This window comes from Mesorhizobium sp. M2D.F.Ca.ET.226.01.1.1 (genome assembly GCF_004022705.2).
Lineage (GTDB): Bacteria > Pseudomonadota > Alphaproteobacteria > Rhizobiales > Rhizobiaceae > Mesorhizobium.
Window position 1 is genome coordinate 185,889 of sequence record NZ_RZOY02000007.1, and the last position, 17,252, is coordinate 203,140.

Genomic DNA, 17,252 nt, shown 5'->3' on the forward strand with positions numbered 1-17,252 from the left:
CGCCTAAGCTGCGGCAAGCAAGCTGGCGTTGCCTCCCGCCGCCGTCGTGTCGACGCAGACCGCGCGCTCATGCGCGTAAGCCGCCGGGTTCAGCACTTCGCTGACCAGCGGCACGATCGGCCCGGCGCGGTCGGCGATCACCTTGCGCACGATGCGCGCCGCTTCCGGCGTGCCGGAGAAGGCGACGACGTCGACTTTCAGCGAGCGCGCCTCGACCGGGTCGGGCCGGCCGTCGATCGCCGCCAGCGGCAGGCCCTTGCCGGTCAGCGCCGACAGGGCCGCCGGCGCGGCGGGCGCCACCGCCAGCACCGCATTGCCGGCCGCGAGGGCCTGGATCGTCTGGGCAAGCAGCGTCTCAGCGTCCGGGCCAAGGCAAAGCACCCGGCCGCGCGGCGCTAACGACAGCGTGTTAGCCTCGCCCGTCGGTCCCGGCAGGTCGACCTGGCCGAAATCGAGGCTGGCAGCGGCAGCGATCGCCGCAGCACCCTTGCCGCGCAGATGCTTTCTCAGGATCGCGACGCGATCAGGACGCGTCGACCAGCCGCCCAGCGTCGGATCCGGCAGATTGTCGGCAAGCTCGGTCGCGGTGACCTTGTGGCCGTCGCCGACGTCCGTGCCGGCTTCCGGCCCCTTGCGGAAGCGGCGCAGATAATGCGGTCCGCCAGCCTTCGGCCCGGTGCCCGACAACCCCTCGCCGCCGAAAGGCTGCGAGCCCACGACAGCGCCAATCTGGTTGCGGTTGACATAAATGTTGCCGGCATGAATGCCGTCGACGAAATGCTGGACGCGCCCCTCGATGCGGGTGTGCAGGCCGAAGGTGAGGCCATAGCCTTTGCGGTTGATGGCGGCGATCACCTGGTCGATTTCGTCGGCGTCGAAGGTCGCGACATGCAGCACGGGGCCGAACACCTCGCGCTCCATCTCCTCGATGCCTTTGACGCGGAAGACATGCGGCGCGACAAAGCGGCCATTCTTCGGCGCTTCCAGCTTGGCGATCAGCCGTCCCTCCTGTCCCTTCTTCTTGCAGTATTCGCTGATCGCACTTTGAGCCTCGTCGTCAATGACCGGGCCGACATCGGTCGAGATCAGCCACGGATTGCCGACGTTGAGCGCTTCCATCGCACCCTTCAGCATCTCCAGCATCTTCTTCTCGACATCCTTCTGTACGTAGAGCACGCGCAATGCCGAGCAGCGCTGGCCGGCACTCTGGAAGGCCGAGGCGAGAATGTCGCGCACCGCCTGCTCCGGCAGCGCGGTGGAATCGACGATCATGGCGTTGAGCCCGCCGGTCTCGGCGATCAGCATGGCGTCCGGCGCCGCCGTCTCGGCCAGTTGCTTTTCGATCAGCTTGGCGACCTCGGTCGAACCGGTGAAGCACACCCCTGCAATGCGCGGGTCGGCGGTGAGCGGCGCGCCGACCGTCGGCCCGTCGCCCGGCAGAAGCTGGATGACATCCTCCGGCACGCCGGCCTCGCGCAGCATTTCCACGGCGCGGAAGGCAATCAGCGGCGTCTGCTCGGCAGGCTTGGCGATCACCGAGTTGCCGGTGACCAGTGCCGCGGCGATCTGGCCGGTGAAGATCGCCAGCGGGAAATTCCATGGCGAGATGCATACGATGGCGCCGCGCGCCTCGGTGCCGGCTTCCGCATTGGCCGCCTCGGCCGCGTAGTAGCGCAGGAAGTCGACCGCTTCGCGCACTTCGGCCACACCGTCGGCCAGCGACTTGCCGGCCTCGCGCGTCGCCAAGGCGAAGAACTCAGGCGCGTTGGCCTCGTAGAGATCGGCGGCGCGGTTGAGGATCGCGGCGCGCTCGGTGACCGGGCGCTTCGCCCAGGCCGGCTGTGCCTCGACCGCGATGCGCACGGCGGTTGCCACCTGCTTGGTTGCGGCCTCATGCACGGTGCCCACGACCTCGTCCGGTTTCGCCGGATTGACGATCTGGCGCGGCTTGCCGTAGCCGGCGGCGCGCGTGACCGGCTTGGCGTGCCAGCGGTCCGCTCCGGCGAACTCCGCCCTTGCTTTGTCCAGGGCCGCAAGCGTCACCGGATCGGTGATGTCAAAGCCCCTGGAATTGCGGCGTCCGGCGCCGAAGATCGCGGCGGGACGCGCGATCGCCGGATTGGCGGCGGGGCCTTGCCTCTCGACAGCCTCGAGCGGGTCGCGCGCGATCTCCTCGGGCTCGACCTCCTCGTCGGTCAGTTGGTGCACGAAGGAGGAGTTGGCGCCGTTCTCCAGCAGGCGCCGCACCAGATAGGCGAGCAGGTCGGAATGCGCGCCAACCGGCGCATAGATGCGGCAGCGCGTACCCTCGGCTTTGCGCACCGTCTCATGCAGGGCCTCGCCCATGCCGTGCAGGCGCTGGAACTCGAAGCTGTCGCGGTCCTTCGCCATCGACAGGATGGCGGCGACTGTGTGCGCGTTATGCGTGGCGAATTGCGGATAGATGCGGTCGGTCATCGACAAAAGCTTCTTCGCGCAGGCCAGGTATGAAACGTCGGTATTGGCCTTGCGTGTGAAGACCGGATAGCCGGAGAGCCCGAGCGTCTGCGCCCGCTTGATTTCCGTGTCCCAATAGGCGCCCTTCACCAGCCGCACCATGATCCTTCGGTCATATTTTTTCGCGATCGCATAGAGCCAGTCGATGGCGAAGGCTGCACGCGGCCCATAGGCTTGTACGACAACCCCGAAACCGTCCCAGCCGGCGAGCTCCGGCTCGGCCAGCACCTTCTCGATGACATCGAGCGACAGGTCGAGCCGGTCGGCTTCTTCGGCATCGATGTTGAGGCCCATGCGCGAATGCCGGGCGGCAAGCGCCAGCGACAGAAGCCGCTCGGCCATCACCGGCAGCATCCTCTCCCGCTGCGCCACCTCGTAGCGCGGATGCAGCGCCGAGAGCTTGACCGAAATGCCGTGATTGTAGCGGATGTCGGGGCCGTTCGAGCCGGAATCGAGCGAGGAGATCGCATCGGCGTAGGCCCGGTGATAGCGCAGCGCGTCGGCTTCGGTGCGGGCCGCCTCGCCCAGCATGTCGAACGAATAGAGATAGCCCTTCTGCGTCATGGACCGGCCGCGCCTGACGGCTTCGGCAATGCTGCGGCCGAGCACGAACTGCTCGCCCATCTCGCGCATCGCCGCCGCGACCGCCTTGCGGATCACCGGCTCGCCAAGCCGGCGCACCATGGCGCGCAGCGTGCCTTCGATGCCGCCCTCGCCTTCGTCGAGCACGCGGCCGGTCAGCATCAGCGCCCAGGTCGAGGCGTTGACGAAGATCGAGCTCGAGCCGCCCGAATGCGCCGACCAGTCATGCGGCGCGATCTTGTCGGCGATCAAATCGTCCATCGTCTCGGTGTCGGGCACGCGCAGCAGCGCTTCGGCCAGGCACATCAGCGCCACGCCTTCCTTGGTCGACAGGCCGTAGGCCGAGAGGAAAACCTCCATCAGCCTGGGATCGGTCGAGCGGCGCACCGCGCGCACCAGCTCGGCCGCGCGAGCCGAGATCGCCTTGCGCTCCTCGACTGACAAGCCCGCCGCCGCCGACAGGCGCTTCACCGCCTCGTCTTCGTCGGGCAAATAATTGGCGCGGATCTGCTGGCGGATGGCGTCGAGCGGCATGTCGGATCCATGAAAGCGAGCGTGAGCGGGCGATCCGGCGGCCACCGGACCGAATGGCGCAAGCTAGCATAGCTTCGAATTTCAGTCGGTCCAAAGAAATCGACAAGACAGGCTGATTGAACTATCATAGAGGCCCAGTTCCCATCATTTCGACTGCCAAATCGGTGACCGAAGACCAATTGGACCGCATCGACCGCAACATCCTGTCGGCACTCGGGCGCGACGGCCGGCTTTCCATGTCTGAACTGGCCGGCAAGGTCGGCCTGTCGAAGACACCGGTGCAGGCGCGCGTCAAGCGATTGGAGAAGGATGGCTACATAAGAGGCTACCGCGCCATCATCGATCGCGAGCGCATGGGCGAAGGCCATGTCGCCTTCGTCCAGGTGAAATTGTCGGACACGCGCTCGGCGGCGCTCGATGCCTTCAACCGCGCGGTGCAGGGCGTGTCGGAGATCGAGCAATGCCACATGATGGCATCGAGCTTCGACTACCTCTTGAAGGTTCGCACCACCGACATCGCCGCCTACCGGCGCGTGCTCGGCGAACGCATCTCGGCTCTGCCCCACGTCGCACAGACGTCTACCTTTGTGGCGATGGAGACGGTCAAGGATCGCTAATCCGAAAGCGTTCTTAGAAACGCCACCAAGGCCGCGCGTTCGCGTTCGGACAGGTCGAGCGGGTGCACTTCCGAAACGCCTTCAACGGCAAGCGGCGCTTTCGAATAATGCGCCACCACCTCGTCCAACGTCTCGAACTGCCCGGCATGCATGTAAGGCGGCCGATCCGCCGCGCCGCGCAGTGACGGCGTCTTGTAGGCCCGCGCGATTTGTGGCCCGTCCTTCACCATGAAACGCAGCTCCCGGCAGGCGCTTTCATCGCCGTCGCGGAATTTGCCGAGACAATTGAACGGGTCGGCCTGCACCTGCGTCACGGCATCGACACGGCCTCGGTCCAGCGGCAGTTCATCGACCGGCGGTACGCCAGTGTTGTGGAACGCGTTGTCGGTGAAGCGCGGGCCGTTGTGGCAGGTAACGCAATTGGCCTTGCCGATGAACAGTTTCAGCCCAAGGATTTCCTCCGCCGAAAAGGCAGCGTCGGCCTCCGGCTTGGCGCCGGTTGCGAGATCGATGGCAAAGCGGTCGAAGCGCGTCTGCTGGGGCTCGATCGAGCGCTCGAAGGCGGCGATCGCCTTGCCGATATTGGCATAGACAAGGTTGACGTCGTCCTGCTGGGCAGCGGACATCGAATTCCAGGCCGCCTTCTCGGCATCGCTGCCGAGCGGACTGGCATTGGCCGGCACGTTGGAAAGGTCCGGCAGCGGTCCGAAGATGCGCTCATAGCGCTCGCCGAATCGTTTTTGCATGTAGTGCGCGAAAGCGGCACGGTTGCCGGCCTGCTCCAGCGGGTTTTCAAGCGGCGTCAGCGCCTGCGCCCACAGGCTGTCGCGCCTGCCGTCCCAGAAGAACCACGGATTGCGCGCCACGCCGGCCAGCGGCATGGTGCGGCGGTTGGTGTGGCCGACGCCGACCGCCTGCGGCAGGTCATCCTGGAACTGGCGTTCGATCTTGTGGCACGTCGAGCAGGACACCGTGCCGTCGCGGCTCATGCCGGCATCGAAGAACAGCGTCGAGCCGAGTGCTGCGGCCGCCGGCATATCCGCGTACTGGTTGGTGGTGTCCGCCTTGAGCGAAGGCAGCGTGTTCAGCGCCAGTGATGCGATGGTCTTCTTCTCGGCGTCGCTGAACTGCGGCTCACCGCAGCCGCCCAGCAAAGCGAGAGCGGCCAAGGCCAGCAGGCATGCAACGCTCGTCAGACGCCTCATCACCTGCTCACAACACGATGTTGAAGACGACGGAATCGGAGCCGGCCGCCGCCGAGATGCCAAAGCGCAACTGCCACCAGCCGCTCATGGTGAATTTTATGCCGTCGATGCGGTAGCGCCCGTCGCCCAGATAATCTGTCGCCTGGGGGCTGGTCGGCAAGCCGTGATCGTGCTGCGGCATGCCGCCGGAAACGGTGATGGCCGCGCCCTCCACCGGCGCGCCTGCGGCGGTCTTCAGCGTCAGCAGCCAGGACTGCAGCTCGCCCTGGCGGATGACGCCGCGCTCTGGCTCGAAGCTTGCCTCGAAGAGGCGGTTTGCCGTGCTTTTCGAGCGCGAAATGTCTGGACCAGGCGTCGGTTGCGGCAGCATCAGGTAGACGGCGGCCACGATACCCACCAGCAGGACTGCCAGACCGAGACCAGCAAGAATGTAACGCCATATCGATGCCAAACCCGTTCCTCTTCGGCTGCTAACGTCGCGGGCCGCGCATCGCGTCCCGCCCTGCCTGTGGGAAATCGCTTCTGGCGCAAAATTCAGCCTTCGCCAAGCATGGCGCTGCCGGCCGCAAAAAGCTACAGCAACAAAGTGTTGGAGCAATTCCAGGAAAAGTGCGCAGCGGTTTTCCGTCCGGAATTGCGTAAAAAAACTCGGCAGGAACGGGCCGCATGGCAGTCAACGGTATCGCGTCGATCGGCGAGTGCATGATCGAACTGTCGGGACAGGCCGGCGCCAACTGGCGCATGGGTTTTGCCGGCGACACCTTCAACACGCTCTGGGCATTGCATGCGCTGAGCCCGGATCGGCCGGCGACCTATGTCTCGGCCTTTGGCGACGACCCCTTCTCGCGCGACCAGATCGCTTTCTTCGCCGAAAACGGCATCGGCATAGGCGACAGTCCGATCATTGCCGGCGCGCGCCCCGGCCTTTACGCCATCACGCTCACGGGGGCCGAACGCGCGTTCACCTACTGGCGAAGCGATGCGGCCGCGCGCCAGCTCGCCTCCGATCCGGCGGCGCTCGCGAAAAGCCTTGAAAACCAGGCACTTGTCTACTTTTCCGGAATCACTCTGGCAATTCTGGACGCGGCCGCGCGCAAAACCCTGCTTTCGGCCGTGGCGACTGCCCGTAAGGCCGGCTCGCTCGTCGCCTTCGACCCGAATTACCGGCCTCGCCTGTGGCCGAGCCGCGAGGCGGCGCAGGCCGCGATCCTGGAGGCGCTTGCGACTTGCGACATCGCGCTGCCGACTTTCCCCGACGAGCAGATGCTGTTCGGCGACGAGACGCCCGAGATCACGGCCAAGCGCCTCGGCAAATTGACCGGCGAGGTCGTGGTCAAAAATGGCGAGCAGCCGGCCTTGATTGCTGTGACCGGCGCTTCGCAAACCGTCGACGCGATTCACGTTGCCGCGCCGGTCGACACCACCGGCGCTGGAGACTCTTTCAACGGCGGCTATCTCGCCGCGAGACTTGCCGGCCATGCGCCCGCCGACGCGGCGCGTCGCGCGCACAAAGTCGCCGCCGCGGTCGTGCAGGTTCGCGGCGCGTTGGCCCCGTTCGAGACGCTGAGGACGGCTTTCGACAGTTAAGTGTTGCCGAAGCTTAAGCGGACATCACTTCAATATCGATGAACTCAGGGCAGACGGAACCTATATTCGGTCACCTGATGATAGATCTGTCCCGGCCACAGCGTTGCCTGCGGGAAATAGGGCCGGTTGGGCGCGTCCGGCCAGGTCTGCGCTTCGAGGCAGAGGCCTGAAAACGCCTTGTAGCGGCGGCCGTCGAGTCCCGGCGATGTCGGCGCCACATACTGGCCGCTGTAGAGCTGAAGGCCCGGCTCCGTGGTCCACACTTCCATCTCGACGCCGGAAGTGGCGCCTTGCACCCAGGCCGCCTGATGCAGCGGTCCACGGTTGGAGGCCAGGCAGTAGTTCAGGTCGTAGGCAAGTTGCTCGCCTTCTATTTCCATGCGCAGCGGCCGTGCCTGGCGGAAATCGTAAGGCGTGCCGTCGACCGGTTTCACCACGCCGGTCGGGATCATCTCGGCGTCGACCGGGGTGAACGCGCCGGCATTCAGCATCAGCCGGTGGTCGAGGATGTCGCCGGCTCCGCCATCGTCGAGATTGAAATAGGAATGCTGCGCCAGATTGCAGAGCGTCGGCTCCTCGCAGGTCGCGGTCAGTTCCATGCTGAGCGTGCCGGGGATCTTCAGCCGGTAGGTGCAGGTGACATCGAGCGCGCCGGGAAAGCCCATTGCGCCGTCCGGATCGTGCAAGGTCAGCGTCACGAAATCGCGGCCGTGCAATGAGACGGTCCATGGCCGGTGGAAAAAGCCTTCCGAGCCGCCATGCAGCGTGTGCTTGCCGAGAAAATTCTGCTCGGTCTGGTAGCGGTTGCCGGCGATGGTGAAACGGCCGCCGCCGATGCGGTTGGCGAAGCGGCCGACGACGGCCCCGAAGAAGGCGCGGTCAGTCTCGTAGGGCTCGAAGCGGTCGTAGCCCAGCACCAGCGGCGCATCATGGCCGGAAAGGCGCAGGTCCTGCACGATCGCGCCAAGACCGATGATGTTGGCGGTGAGGCCGCCCCCCCGGATTGTAAACCGGCGCACGGCCTCGCCCGCCTGCGTCGTGCCGAAGACCTCGCCGTCTTTCATCGCCATGCCCGAAATGTCATTTCCTGATCGGCGGATTTAGACCGACGGCGTGGCATCCGGCAAGGGCAGGCCAAACCCCTGCCCTTGCCGGGATCGATATCAGAGGCCGAGGCCGCCGATGCAGACATATTTGGTGTCGAGATAGTCCTCGATGCCTTGATGCCCGCCTTCCTTGCCGAGGCCGGATTCCTTGACGCCGCCGAACGGCGCTTCCGGGGTGGTGATCAGGCCTTCATTGACACCGACCATGCCGTATTTCAGCCCTTCCATCACCCGGAAGGCGCGGCCGAGATCGCCGGTGTAGAAATAGCAGGCAAGGCCGAACTCGGTGTCGTTGGCCAAGGCGATCGCCTGTTCCTCGGTCTCGAACTTGAACACAGGAGCGACCGGCCCGAAGATCTCTTCCTTCATGAAGCGCATTTTCGGGGTGGCGTCAGCGATCACCGTTGGCTGGAAGAACGAGCCGCCCAGCGCATGGCGCTTGCCGCCGGCAACGACCTTGCCGCCCTTCGACGTCGCGTCGGCGATCAGTTCCTCGACCTTCTCCACCGCCTTCTCATCGATCAGCGGTCCCTGCTGCACGCCTTCCTCGAGGCCGGAGCCAACCTTCAACGCATTGCTGGCGGCGGCGAGCTTCTCGACGAATTTGTCATAGACGCCGGCCTGCACCAGGAAGCGGTTGGTGCACACACAGGTCTGGCCGGAATTGCGGTACTTGGCGGTGATGGCGCCGGTCACGGCACGGTCGATGTCGGCGTCGTCGAAGACGATGAACGGCGCATTGCCGCCAAGCTCCATCGACACTTTCTTGACCGTCACCGACGACTTCTGGATGAGCAGCTTGCCGACCTCGGTCGAACCGGTGAAGGTGATCTTCGACACCCGCGGATTGGCGCAGATTTCATCGCCGATCTCGGCGGCCGAGCCGGTCAGGATGTTGACGACGCCCTTGGGGAAGCCGACTTCCTCGGCGAGCGCGCCCCAGGCGAGGCCGGAATAAGGCGTCTGCGTCGCCGGCTTGACCACTGCCGTGCAGCCCGCGGCCAGCGCCGGGCCGAGCTTGCGGGCCAGCATCGAGGACGGGAAGTTCCACGGCGTGATCGCGGCGATGACGCCGACCGGCTCCTTGGTCACCAGGATGCGGCGGTCGCCCCACGGCGACGGCACGATGTCGCCATAGGTGCGGCGGCCTTCCTCGGCGAACCACAGGATGTAAGCGGCGGCGGAGCCGATCTCGCCCTTAGACTCGAACAGCGACTTGCCTTGCTCGATCGTGAGCAGCTCGGCCAGCACGTCCTGATTGTCCATCATCGCGTCATGCAACTTGCGCAGAAGCTTCGAGCGCTCGAGCGCGGTGGTCTTGCGCCAGCTCTTGAAGGCTTCGTTTGCCGCCTCGATGGCGCGGCGCGTTTCGGCCTTGCCGGCCTTCGGCACGGTGCCGATCTTGAGACCCGTTGCCGGATTGTTGACGTCGATGGTCTGGCCGCTGTCGGCCTGCACCCATTCGCCGTTGATGAGATTGGCCTGGCGCATGAAATGGCTGGTTTTCTGAAGCATGGTCTGGCCTCCGTTCGGCGCGCTGATCGCGCCGCTTTTTCTGTTATCCGTTGGAGCGTGCTTTAAGAGCCGCACGCCGGCGCATTGCTCTTACCTAGGGAAAGGCGGGCAGGCAATCACAAGATGGCATATAGGGGTTGGGCCAGCAAAATCGAGCGTGGACCGGCCTGCTGAAGCCTATCCGAAGATATGCACCACCACCGTCAGCCAGAACGACGTGGTCAGCACCGCGCTCGCCGTGGCAAGCGTCATCTGGTTCGAGGCCAGCGCCTGGCCGGTATTGAACTGGACGGCGATCAGATAGGAGTTGATGCCCGACGGGAGTCCTGCAACCACCACCGCGACCTTGGCCGTCAGCGGCGGCAGGCCAAGCAACCAGACGAAGGCCAGCACCAGCGCCGGCATCAGGAACAGTTTCAACCCCGACAGCGCCAGCGCCGGCCGGATATTGCCCGAGATGCCGAAGCGGCGCAGGCTGAGCCCCATGGCGAAGAGCGCCACCGGGCCGGCCGTGGCGGCGAGCGTGTCGACCAGCCGTTCGACGAAGTCGGGCAGCGGCAAGCCGGTCAGGCGCCAGGCAAGCCCCGTCAGAATGCCGATGATCAGCGGATTGATGAACAGCCGCCTGAGGAAGCTTTTGATGACGCGCAGCGGATGCACTGTCTCGCCGCTGCCGCGCCCGAACATTTCGAACAGCACGATCGAGGCCATCATCATGATCGGCAGGTGGATCGAGACCAGCAGCGACAGCACCTCGAAGCCGCTCGCGCCGAAAACGCCGAGGATGAAGGGCGCGCCGAGCAGCACGACATTGGAATAGGCCGAGGACACGCCGCCGACGATGCCCGCGCGTGCGTCTCGCCCGAAGACGCGCGTGGTGACCAGATGGCCCGCGGCCCAGGTGATGGCGACGGCGGCGAAATAGGCGCTCCACAGGGACCACGGCGTGACGCCATGGAAAGCCGACTTGACCATGGTTTGGAACAGAAGCAGCGGCATCGCCACGTTGACGGCGAATTCGGAAATGCCCTCTCCGCTCGCCGGCTTCAGATAGCCGGTCAGCCCGGCCAGATAGCCGAGCCCGACGAGGCTGAAGACGAAAAGGACGGTTTCGGTGAGCGGAGTCATTTCTTGGGCGGAGACATTTTTTCCCGTGATAGGCGAGCCCCGACCGCCACGCAATCGCCGCGCCGCGCCGGCCGTCCGCTCCTGTGCTTGTTTTCCGTCGGGCTTTGCGGTCCCTATATGCCGATCACGGCCTGGCCCCGCCGGGCTGCCAAGGGACTTCTGATGCTGCGAATTGTTCTGGCGCTTTTTCTCCTGACGGCTCCGAGCCTTGCCCACGCAACCGACGCCGGGTGGGCGCTGCTGCGCGACGGCGGCCGTGTCGTGCTGCTTCGCCATGCCTTCGTCACCGGGGCGACCGACCCGGCGAATTTCGACATCGGCAATTGCGCGACCCAGCTCAACCTGTCGGAGCGCGGCAAGCAGGAGGCGAGCCGCATCGGCGCGCTGTTCGCGGCCCGCGCGGCGCCGATCGATCACGTGCTTTCCAGCCGCTACTGCCGCTGCCTCGATACTGCCCGCATCGCTTTCGAAGCCGAGCCGCAACCTTTCGCGCCGCTCGATCTGCTGAAAACCGACCCTAGCGAGAAAGCCGCGCAGATCGCCGCGATCATGAAGGAGATCCGCGGCTATTCCGGTTCAGACAATCTGGTACTGGTCACGCATCTCGAAAACATCCAGGCGCTCACTGGCATCGCGCCGCGCGAGGGCGAGGCCGTGGTGGTGGCGCCGGACGGCGACGGCCTCAAGGTGCTGGGACGCGTGACTTTCTGACGGCCGGTTATCCGTTTTTAAGGCGCTTTTGTTGCAGAAATGCCACCGGCGGCGGCCGCAAACGCAAATCCGCAAGCCCGGCGCACTGCTTTTGGATTGCGTTCGCAAAGCCGGCATCCCATCTGCGGCCGGCGCATCAGGCCTTTTCCTGCCGGGAAAAACCGATTAGACAGCGCCCAAACAAGATGCGGACAGATTCCGCCCGCAACCCGAAGGAAGAGACCTTGTCCACCACGTTCGAGAAAGTCGCCAAGATCATTGCCGACACCAGCGAGATCGATATCGACACCATCACGCCCGAAAGCCACACGATCGACGATCTCGGCATCGACAGCCTCGATTTCCTCGACATCGTCTTCGCCATCGACAAGGAATTCGGCATCAAAGTGCCGCTCGAGAAGTGGACGCAGGAAGTCAATGACGGCAAGGCTTCGACTGATGACTATTTCGTCATGAAGAACCTGTGCGCCAAGATCGACGCGCTGGTCGCGGCCAAGAACGCCTGATGTCCAGAGAGCGCGTGAACTTGACGCGCTCAGCGCATGACCCCGAAATCGGCATCGATTTTCGGAAAGGATCATGCGCAAAGTCAAAAAGTCGCCTGACCCACAACAGCCGCCCATGAGTTCCCACGACGTTGTCATCACCGGCATCGGCCTTGTCTCTTCGCTGGGAGAAGGCCCCGACGCGCATTGGCAGAAGCTGATGCAGCCCGGTTTCCAGCCGGTGCTCGAGGCCGAACGCTTCGCGCCCTACACCATCCATCCGCTACCCGAGATCGACTGGAACCTGCAGATCGCCAAGCGCGGCGACCAGCGCCAGATGGAAACCTGGCAGCGCCTTGGCACCTATGCCGCCGGGCTTGCGCTGGACGATGCGGGCATAAAGGGCAATGACGAGCTTTCCACGACCATGGACATGGTTGTGGCGGCCGGCGGCGGCGAGCGCGACGAGGCCGTGGATGCCGCCATCCTGGCTGCTTCCGAAAGCCGCAACGACCGCGACGTGCTGCTCAACGAGAAACTGACCACGGAATTGCGGCCGACTTTGTTCCTCGCGCAGCTCTCCAACCTGCTCGCTGGCAACATCTCGATCGTCCACAAGGTGACCGGTTCGTCGCGCACCTTCATGGGCGAGGAAGGCGCCGGTGTCTCGGCCGTCGAGACGGCAGCCGCGCGCATCCGCTCGGGTCAGTCCACCCACGTGCTGGTCGGCGGCGCCTTCCAGACCGAGCATTCCGACATGCTGCTCGGCTATGAGCTTGCCGGTTACCTGCATCGCGGCCCGTGGAAGCCGGTCTGGCAGCGCCAAGGCAGCGAAGGAGGGGGCGTGGTGACCGGCTCCGGCGGCGCTTTCCTGGTGCTCGAACAGCGCGAGCATGCGCAAAGCCGCGGCCGCAAGATTTATGCCGAGCTTGGCCCCGTCGTTTCCGGCCGCGCCAGGCGCCGGCGCGGCGAGTTGAATGCCGAGATCGCCGCGCTGCTAAAGCAGGCTCGGCTGCCCGACGGCGACCTGCTTACGATTTCCGCCGCCTCCGGCGCGCACGCCGCCACCGCCGCCGAAAAGGCGGTGCTCGACGCCAATCCGGCTTTGGCCGCGCGTGCCTTTTCGACATTGACCGGCCATATGAAGGAAGCGCAGTTTCCCTTCGCCGTTGCGCTGGCGGCAATGGCCGTCGACCGCAAGGCCGCCTACCCTGTCTTCGATGCCACAGTGGAGCGCCCATTCGCGGGCGCCCCGGCTTCCGTCCTTGCAACGGCGATCGGCTATCACCAATTCGAAGGCCTGGGGCTGGTTAGAGCCGCTTAGAACGAGGCAGACAAAAGCATGGCCAATCTCCGCGATCATATGGGCAGGCCGATCGTCGCCGTGACCGGCATTGGCGTCGTCACCTCGCTCGGCGTCGGTAAAAAGGACAATTGGGACGCGCTGACCTCCGGCAAATCCGGCATCCATCCGATCACCCGCTTTCCGGTCGACCAGCTCAACACCCGCATCTCCGGGATGGTCGACTTCCTGCCGTCGAGCTCCAAGGGCGCCAGTCACCTCACCTACGAACTGGCTGAGACCGCGGCGCAGGAAGCAGTCTCGGAAGCCGGCCTCGATTCCGGCGATTTCGGCGGCCCGCTGTTCCTCGCCTCGCCGCCGGTCGAACTCGACTGGGCCGACCGCTTCTCGCTCTACAATTCCGACAAGCAGGATGCCGGCGCCGAGCGGCTGCTGCGAGTGGCCCGCGCGCTGAAGGAGCTCGACGTTTTCGAGACCACGCAATTCGGCTCGATCGCCGATCGCTTGGCCGACCGCTTCGGCACGCGCGGCCTGCCGATCACTCTGTCGACCGCCTGCGCTTCGGGCGCCACCGCCATTCAGCTCGGCGTCGAGGCGATCCGCCGCGGCGAGTGCGACAAGGCGCTGTCGATCGGCGCCGACGGCTCGGCGACCGCCGAGGCGCTGATCCGCTTCTCGCTGCTCTCGGCGCTCTCCACCCACAACGACATCCCGGAAAAGGCCTCAAAGCCTTTCTCCAAGGACCGCGACGGCTTCGTGCTGGCCGAAGGCTCCGGCGCGCTGGTGTTGGAATCGCTGGAAGCGGCCCTCGCGCGTGGCGCAACGATCCTCGGTATCATGCGCGGCTGCGGCGAGAAGGCCGACGACTTCCACCGCACCCGCTCCAAGCCCGACGGTTCGCCGGCGATCGCGGCGGTGCGCGCCGCCCTTGCCGACGCCGGCTTGAGCGAAGACGAGATCGACTACGTAAACGCGCACGGCACTTCGACGCCTGAAAACGACAAGATGGAGCACCTGTCGCTGTCGACCGTTTTCGGCGAGCGCATCGGCTCGATGCCGATCTCGTCCAACAAGTCGATGATCGGCCACACTCTGTCGGCCGCCGGCGCCGTCGAGGCCGCGTTCTCGCTGATGACGATGCGCGAAAGCGTCATTCCGCCGACCATCAACTACGACAATCCCGATCCGGCTATCGTGCTGGACGTCGTGCCGAACAAGAAGCGCAACGCCGAGGTCGGCACCGTCCTTTCGAATTCCTTCGGCTTCGGCGGCCAGAACACCTGCCTTGTCATGGCGCGGGAACCGGTCTAAGCGGACGTTTTCCCGCTTTTCACGAAACCGACAGGCCCTATGCGCGCATTGCAACTTATCGAGGACCGCCGTCTCGAAACGGTGGACCTGCCGCCTCCCCCGCCGCCTTTGCTGGGCGAAGTAACACTCCGCATCAAGGCGGTGGCGCTCAACCACATCGACGTCTGGGGCTGGCGCGGCATGGCCTTCGCCAAGCGCAAGCTGCCGCTGGTCGTCGGCGCCGAAGCCGCCGGCGAGGTCGAGGCTGTCGGCCCCGGCGTCTCCAACCTGCTGCCGGGACAATTGGTGTCGATCTATGGCGCGCGCACCTGCGGGCTGTGCCGGGCCTGCCGCGAAGGCCGCGACAATCTCTGCGAGCACGTCTCGGGCGTGCACGGCTTCCATCTCGACGGCTTCGCCCAGGAAAAGATCAACCTGCCGGCTCGCCTGCTGGTACCCGCTCCGCCCGGCGTCACCGAGATCGGCGCAGCGGTCGCGCCAGTGACCTTCGGCACGGTCGAGCACATGCTGTTCGACAACGCGAAGCTGGAGCCCGGCGAGACTATCCTGGTCCATGCCGGCGGCTCCGGCATCGGCACTGCCGCCATCCAGTTGGCCAAGAAGATGGGCTGCACGGTCATCACCACGGTCGGCTCGAACGACAAGATCGACAAGGCCAAGGCGCTTGGCGCCGACCATGTCATCAACTACCGCGAGGACCGGTTCGAAGGCGTCGTGCGCAAGCTGACCAAGAAGAAGGGCGTCGACGTCGTCTTCGAGCATGTCGGCGCCGACACCTTTGCCGGCTCGATGCTGTGCCTGAAGCGCGGCGGCCGCCTCGTCACCTGTGGCTCGACCTCCGGCGTTTCGACGCAGGTCAATTTGATGCAGCTCTTCCAGCAGCAGTTGAAGCTGCTCGGATCCTTCGGCTGCCGCATGGAGAACATGGCCAACGCCATGCAGAAGATGGCGGCCGGCCTCGTTGCCCCGGTGATCGATACCGAGGTGGGTTTCGACGACATCGACGCGGCGCTGAAGCGCATGGAAGGCCGCGACGTGTTCGGCAAGATCATCCTGCGCGTTTCCTAAAGCATTTCAGGAAAGGCGGATGGTCGGCAAGGTGTTCAGGAGAGCCCGCCGGGACTTCATGTTCCGCTACGGCCTGCGGCTGCGCCAGATGGAGCACTGGTTGGTCGCCAAGCTCGCCATGGTGCTGCTGTCGATACTGCGCCTGCTGCCTCCGGACAGCGCGCTCAACTTCGCCGACCGTGCCGCCCGCCGCATCGGCCCGATGGTCGGGCGTCACCGCGTGGCGGTCGACAATCTGCGCCTTGCCTATCCCGAAAAAAGTGACGCCGAGATCCAGGCCATCGCGCTCGACATGTGGGGCAACATGGCCCGCCTCGCGGCCGAGTACATCTTCCTCGACGCGCTCTTCGACTTCGATCCAAACGCCTCGAAGCCGGGCCGGGTCGAGGTCCGCGGCGTCGAGCATTTCGTCGAGATCGCCGGCGAAAACAAGCCGCACATCCTGTTCACTGGCCATCTCGGCAATTTCGAGCTGCTGCCGGTGGCCGCCGCCACCTTCGGCATGAACATCACGGCGCTGTTTCGGCCGCCGAACAACCCCTATCTCGCCGACTACATCCACTCGACGCGCCGCTCCTCGATGGGCGCGCTGCTGCCCTCCGCCACCGGCGCGTCCTTCGCCCTTGCCGCCATCCTGGAGAGCGGCGGCAATATCGGCATGCTGGTCGATCAGAAATTCTCGAGCGGCGTGGAGACGACTTTCTTCGGCCGCCTATGCCAGAGCAACCCGATGCTTGGTATGCTCGCCCGCCACTATGACTGTGACGTCTATCCCGCCCGCTGCGTCAGGCTGCCGGGCAATCGCTTCCGGCTGGAAATCGAAGACAAGCTAACCTTGCCACGCGCCGAAGACGGCAGCGTCGACGTCGCCGCCACCACCCAGCTTCTCACCGACGTGGTCGAACGCTGGGTGCGTGAGGACCCGGGCCAATGGATGTGGTTCCACAAGCGCTGGGAAATCAGCGGCCGCCGTCGCAAGCGCGGACAGGCGAAGGCGACGGCCGGCGAGTAACCGGCCGGTGCTGCCCACCCGGATCTAAAGCATGTCTCCCGAAAGTGGGAACCCGTTTCGGGATAAAGACATGCGTAAAATCAAAGACCAAAGCGCATGGAGAATCTGAAAGATGGCGACGCGCTTTAGTTGGTGACGACGATCCGCGTGTTGCCGAAGCCGACTTCCTTGACCATCGTATAGAAGGTCGCGGCATTGGCCGGATGCAGGCGCACGCAGCCATGCGACGCCGGGCGTCCCAGATGTCTCACCGCCCCGGTGCCGTGAATGGCGAAGCCGCCGTGGAAGAACACCGAATAGGGCATCGGCGAGTTGTCATACTTGCGTGAATACCACATCCGGGCGGTCCATTGCGGCCGGTAGCTGCCGCGCGGCGTGAAATAGCCAGGGCGCGCCGTCGACACGCTCCAGCGATAGAGCACCTGGCCGTATTTGCTCACGGTCATGGTTTGCGACGAGACGTCGATATTGGCGACCAGCGTGGCCGCCCGGCTTCCAATGGACATGCCGAACAACGCGCTTGCCAGCACGGTTGCCATGAGAACGAACTTTTTCATGCGATCAAACCCCTTCGATTGCCCCTGCCATTCGC

Annotated in this window: 15 protein-coding genes; 8 read left to right on the forward strand and 7 right to left on the reverse strand. The window is 65.0% G+C overall.

Translation table 11 applies throughout. The features are described from left to right. Positions 1 to 3: 3 nt before the first annotated feature. Complete coding sequence (gene putA / locus EN869_RS18070; RefSeq protein ID WP_127227068.1) at positions 4 to 3,612, reverse strand: bifunctional proline dehydrogenase/L-glutamate gamma-semialdehyde dehydrogenase PutA; 3,609 nt, start codon at positions 3,610 to 3,612, stop codon at positions 4 to 6. 164 nt (positions 3,613 to 3,776) lie between these two features. Here putA and EN869_RS18075 point away from each other — a divergent pair, with 164 nt between their 5' ends. Further along, a complete protein-coding gene (locus EN869_RS18075) occupies positions 3,777 to 4,229 on the forward strand; it encodes an Lrp/AsnC ligand binding domain-containing protein (RefSeq protein WP_127227067.1) in 453 nt (150 codons plus the stop codon). Here EN869_RS18075 and EN869_RS18080 read toward each other — a convergent pair. Together EN869_RS18080 and EN869_RS18085 are read right to left on the reverse strand one after the other, a co-directional pair. Further along, positions 4,226 to 5,434 (reverse strand): cytochrome c peroxidase, encoded by a 1,209-nt coding sequence (locus tag EN869_RS18080; RefSeq protein WP_127227066.1) that lies wholly within the window; start codon positions 5,432 to 5,434, stop codon positions 4,226 to 4,228. The two genes, EN869_RS18075 and EN869_RS18080, sit on opposite strands and share 4 nt — an antisense overlap. 7 nt (positions 5,435 to 5,441) lie before the next feature. Further along, the gene (locus EN869_RS18085; protein WP_245489332.1) at positions 5,442 to 5,822 is read right to left on the reverse strand and encodes a FixH family protein; all 381 of its coding nucleotides are present in this window, start codon (positions 5,820 to 5,822) and stop codon (positions 5,442 to 5,444) included. Between the two features lie 278 nt (positions 5,823 to 6,100). Here EN869_RS18085 and EN869_RS18090 point away from each other — a divergent pair, with 278 nt between their 5' ends. Next, a complete protein-coding gene (locus EN869_RS18090) occupies positions 6,101 to 7,021 on the forward strand; it encodes a sugar kinase (protein ID WP_127227064.1) in 921 nt (306 codons plus the stop codon). A gap of 44 nt (positions 7,022 to 7,065) precedes the next feature. On the opposite strand, the gene EN869_RS18095 is transcribed toward EN869_RS18090, so the two are convergent. The 3 genes from EN869_RS18095 to EN869_RS18105 all read right to left on the reverse strand — a co-directional run bounded on the left by EN869_RS18095 (position 7,066) and on the right by EN869_RS18105 (position 10,770). Continuing rightward, positions 7,066 to 8,091: an aldose epimerase family protein gene (locus tag EN869_RS18095; protein ID WP_127227063.1), complete on the reverse strand. Its 1,026-nt coding sequence runs from the start codon at positions 8,089 to 8,091 to the stop codon at positions 7,066 to 7,068. 93 nt (positions 8,092 to 8,184) lie between these two features. Further along, positions 8,185 to 9,642: an NAD-dependent succinate-semialdehyde dehydrogenase gene (locus tag EN869_RS18100; RefSeq protein ID WP_127227062.1), complete on the reverse strand. Its 1,458-nt coding sequence runs from the start codon at positions 9,640 to 9,642 to the stop codon at positions 8,185 to 8,187. Positions 9,643 to 9,819: 177 nt separating this feature from the next. Beyond that, on the reverse strand, positions 9,820 to 10,770 hold the full coding sequence (locus EN869_RS18105; RefSeq protein WP_127227061.1) for an AEC family transporter: 951 nt from the start codon (positions 10,768 to 10,770) through the stop codon (positions 9,820 to 9,822). A 162-nt stretch (positions 10,771 to 10,932) separates the two neighbouring features. On the opposite strand from EN869_RS18105, the gene EN869_RS18110 reads away from it, so the two are divergent. The 6 genes from EN869_RS18110 to EN869_RS18135 all read left to right on the forward strand — a co-directional run bounded on the left by EN869_RS18110 (position 10,933) and on the right by EN869_RS18135 (position 16,660). Next, positions 10,933 to 11,481, forward strand: coding sequence for a histidine phosphatase family protein (locus EN869_RS18110; protein WP_127227060.1), 549 nt, complete (start codon positions 10,933 to 10,935; stop codon positions 11,479 to 11,481). Between the two features lie 224 nt (positions 11,482 to 11,705). Continuing rightward, positions 11,706 to 11,987: an acyl carrier protein gene (locus EN869_RS18115; RefSeq protein WP_040981809.1), complete on the forward strand. Its 282-nt coding sequence runs from the start codon at positions 11,706 to 11,708 to the stop codon at positions 11,985 to 11,987. A gap of 115 nt (positions 11,988 to 12,102) precedes the next feature. Then, positions 12,103 to 13,290 carry a beta-ketoacyl-ACP synthase gene (locus EN869_RS18120; RefSeq protein WP_127227059.1) on the forward strand — a complete coding sequence of 396 codons (1,188 nt, stop codon included), beginning with the start codon at positions 12,103 to 12,105 and terminating at the stop codon, positions 13,288 to 13,290. Positions 13,291 to 13,308: 18 nt separating this feature from the next. Further along, positions 13,309 to 14,580, forward strand: a complete 1,272-nt coding sequence (locus EN869_RS18125; RefSeq protein WP_127227058.1) for a beta-ketoacyl-ACP synthase — start codon at positions 13,309 to 13,311, stop codon at positions 14,578 to 14,580. Positions 14,581 to 14,619: 39 nt separating this feature from the next. After that, positions 14,620 to 15,648 (forward strand): zinc-binding dehydrogenase, encoded by a 1,029-nt coding sequence (locus tag EN869_RS18130; protein ID WP_127227057.1) that lies wholly within the window; start codon positions 14,620 to 14,622, stop codon positions 15,646 to 15,648. A gap of 19 nt (positions 15,649 to 15,667) precedes the next feature. Beyond that, positions 15,668 to 16,660 (forward strand): lipid A biosynthesis lauroyl acyltransferase, encoded by a 993-nt coding sequence (locus EN869_RS18135; protein ID WP_127227056.1) that lies wholly within the window; start codon positions 15,668 to 15,670, stop codon positions 16,658 to 16,660. Between the two features lie 125 nt (positions 16,661 to 16,785). Here the strand turns inward: EN869_RS18135 and EN869_RS18140 are convergent, their stop codons facing one another. Beyond that, positions 16,786 to 17,217, reverse strand: a complete 432-nt coding sequence (locus tag EN869_RS18140) for a L,D-transpeptidase (protein ID WP_127227055.1) — start codon at positions 17,215 to 17,217, stop codon at positions 16,786 to 16,788. Between the last annotated feature and the right edge of the window lie 35 nt (positions 17,218 to 17,252).

Bases quoted from the DNA above. Each gene is read 5' to 3' on its own strand.
- putA (WP_127227068.1), bottom strand. From the start codon at position 3,612: ATGCCGCTCGACGCCATCCGCCAGCAGATCCGCGCCAATTATTTGCCC.
- EN869_RS18080 (WP_127227066.1), bottom strand. From the start codon at position 5,434: ATGAGGCGTCTGACGAGCGTTGCATGCCTGCTGGCCTTGGCCGCTCTC.
- EN869_RS18090 (WP_127227064.1), top strand. From the start codon at position 6,101: ATGGCAGTCAACGGTATCGCGTCGATCGGCGAGTGCATGATCGAACTG.
- EN869_RS18095 (WP_127227063.1), bottom strand. From the start codon at position 8,091: ATGGCGATGAAAGACGGCGAGGTCTTCGGCACGACGCAGGCGGGCGAG.
- EN869_RS18100 (WP_127227062.1), bottom strand. From the start codon at position 9,642: ATGCTTCAGAAAACCAGCCATTTCATGCGCCAGGCCAATCTCATCAAC.
- EN869_RS18105 (WP_127227061.1), bottom strand. From the start codon at position 10,770: ATGACTCCGCTCACCGAAACCGTCCTTTTCGTCTTCAGCCTCGTCGGG.
- EN869_RS18110 (WP_127227060.1), top strand. From the start codon at position 10,933: ATGCTGCGAATTGTTCTGGCGCTTTTTCTCCTGACGGCTCCGAGCCTT.
- EN869_RS18120 (WP_127227059.1), top strand. From the start codon at position 12,103: ATGAGTTCCCACGACGTTGTCATCACCGGCATCGGCCTTGTCTCTTCG.
- EN869_RS18125 (WP_127227058.1), top strand. From the start codon at position 13,309: ATGGCCAATCTCCGCGATCATATGGGCAGGCCGATCGTCGCCGTGACC.
- EN869_RS18130 (WP_127227057.1), top strand. From the start codon at position 14,620: ATGCGCGCATTGCAACTTATCGAGGACCGCCGTCTCGAAACGGTGGAC.
- EN869_RS18135 (WP_127227056.1), top strand. From the start codon at position 15,668: ATGGTCGGCAAGGTGTTCAGGAGAGCCCGCCGGGACTTCATGTTCCGC.
- EN869_RS18140 (WP_127227055.1), bottom strand. From the start codon at position 17,217: ATGAAAAAGTTCGTTCTCATGGCAACCGTGCTGGCAAGCGCGTTGTTC.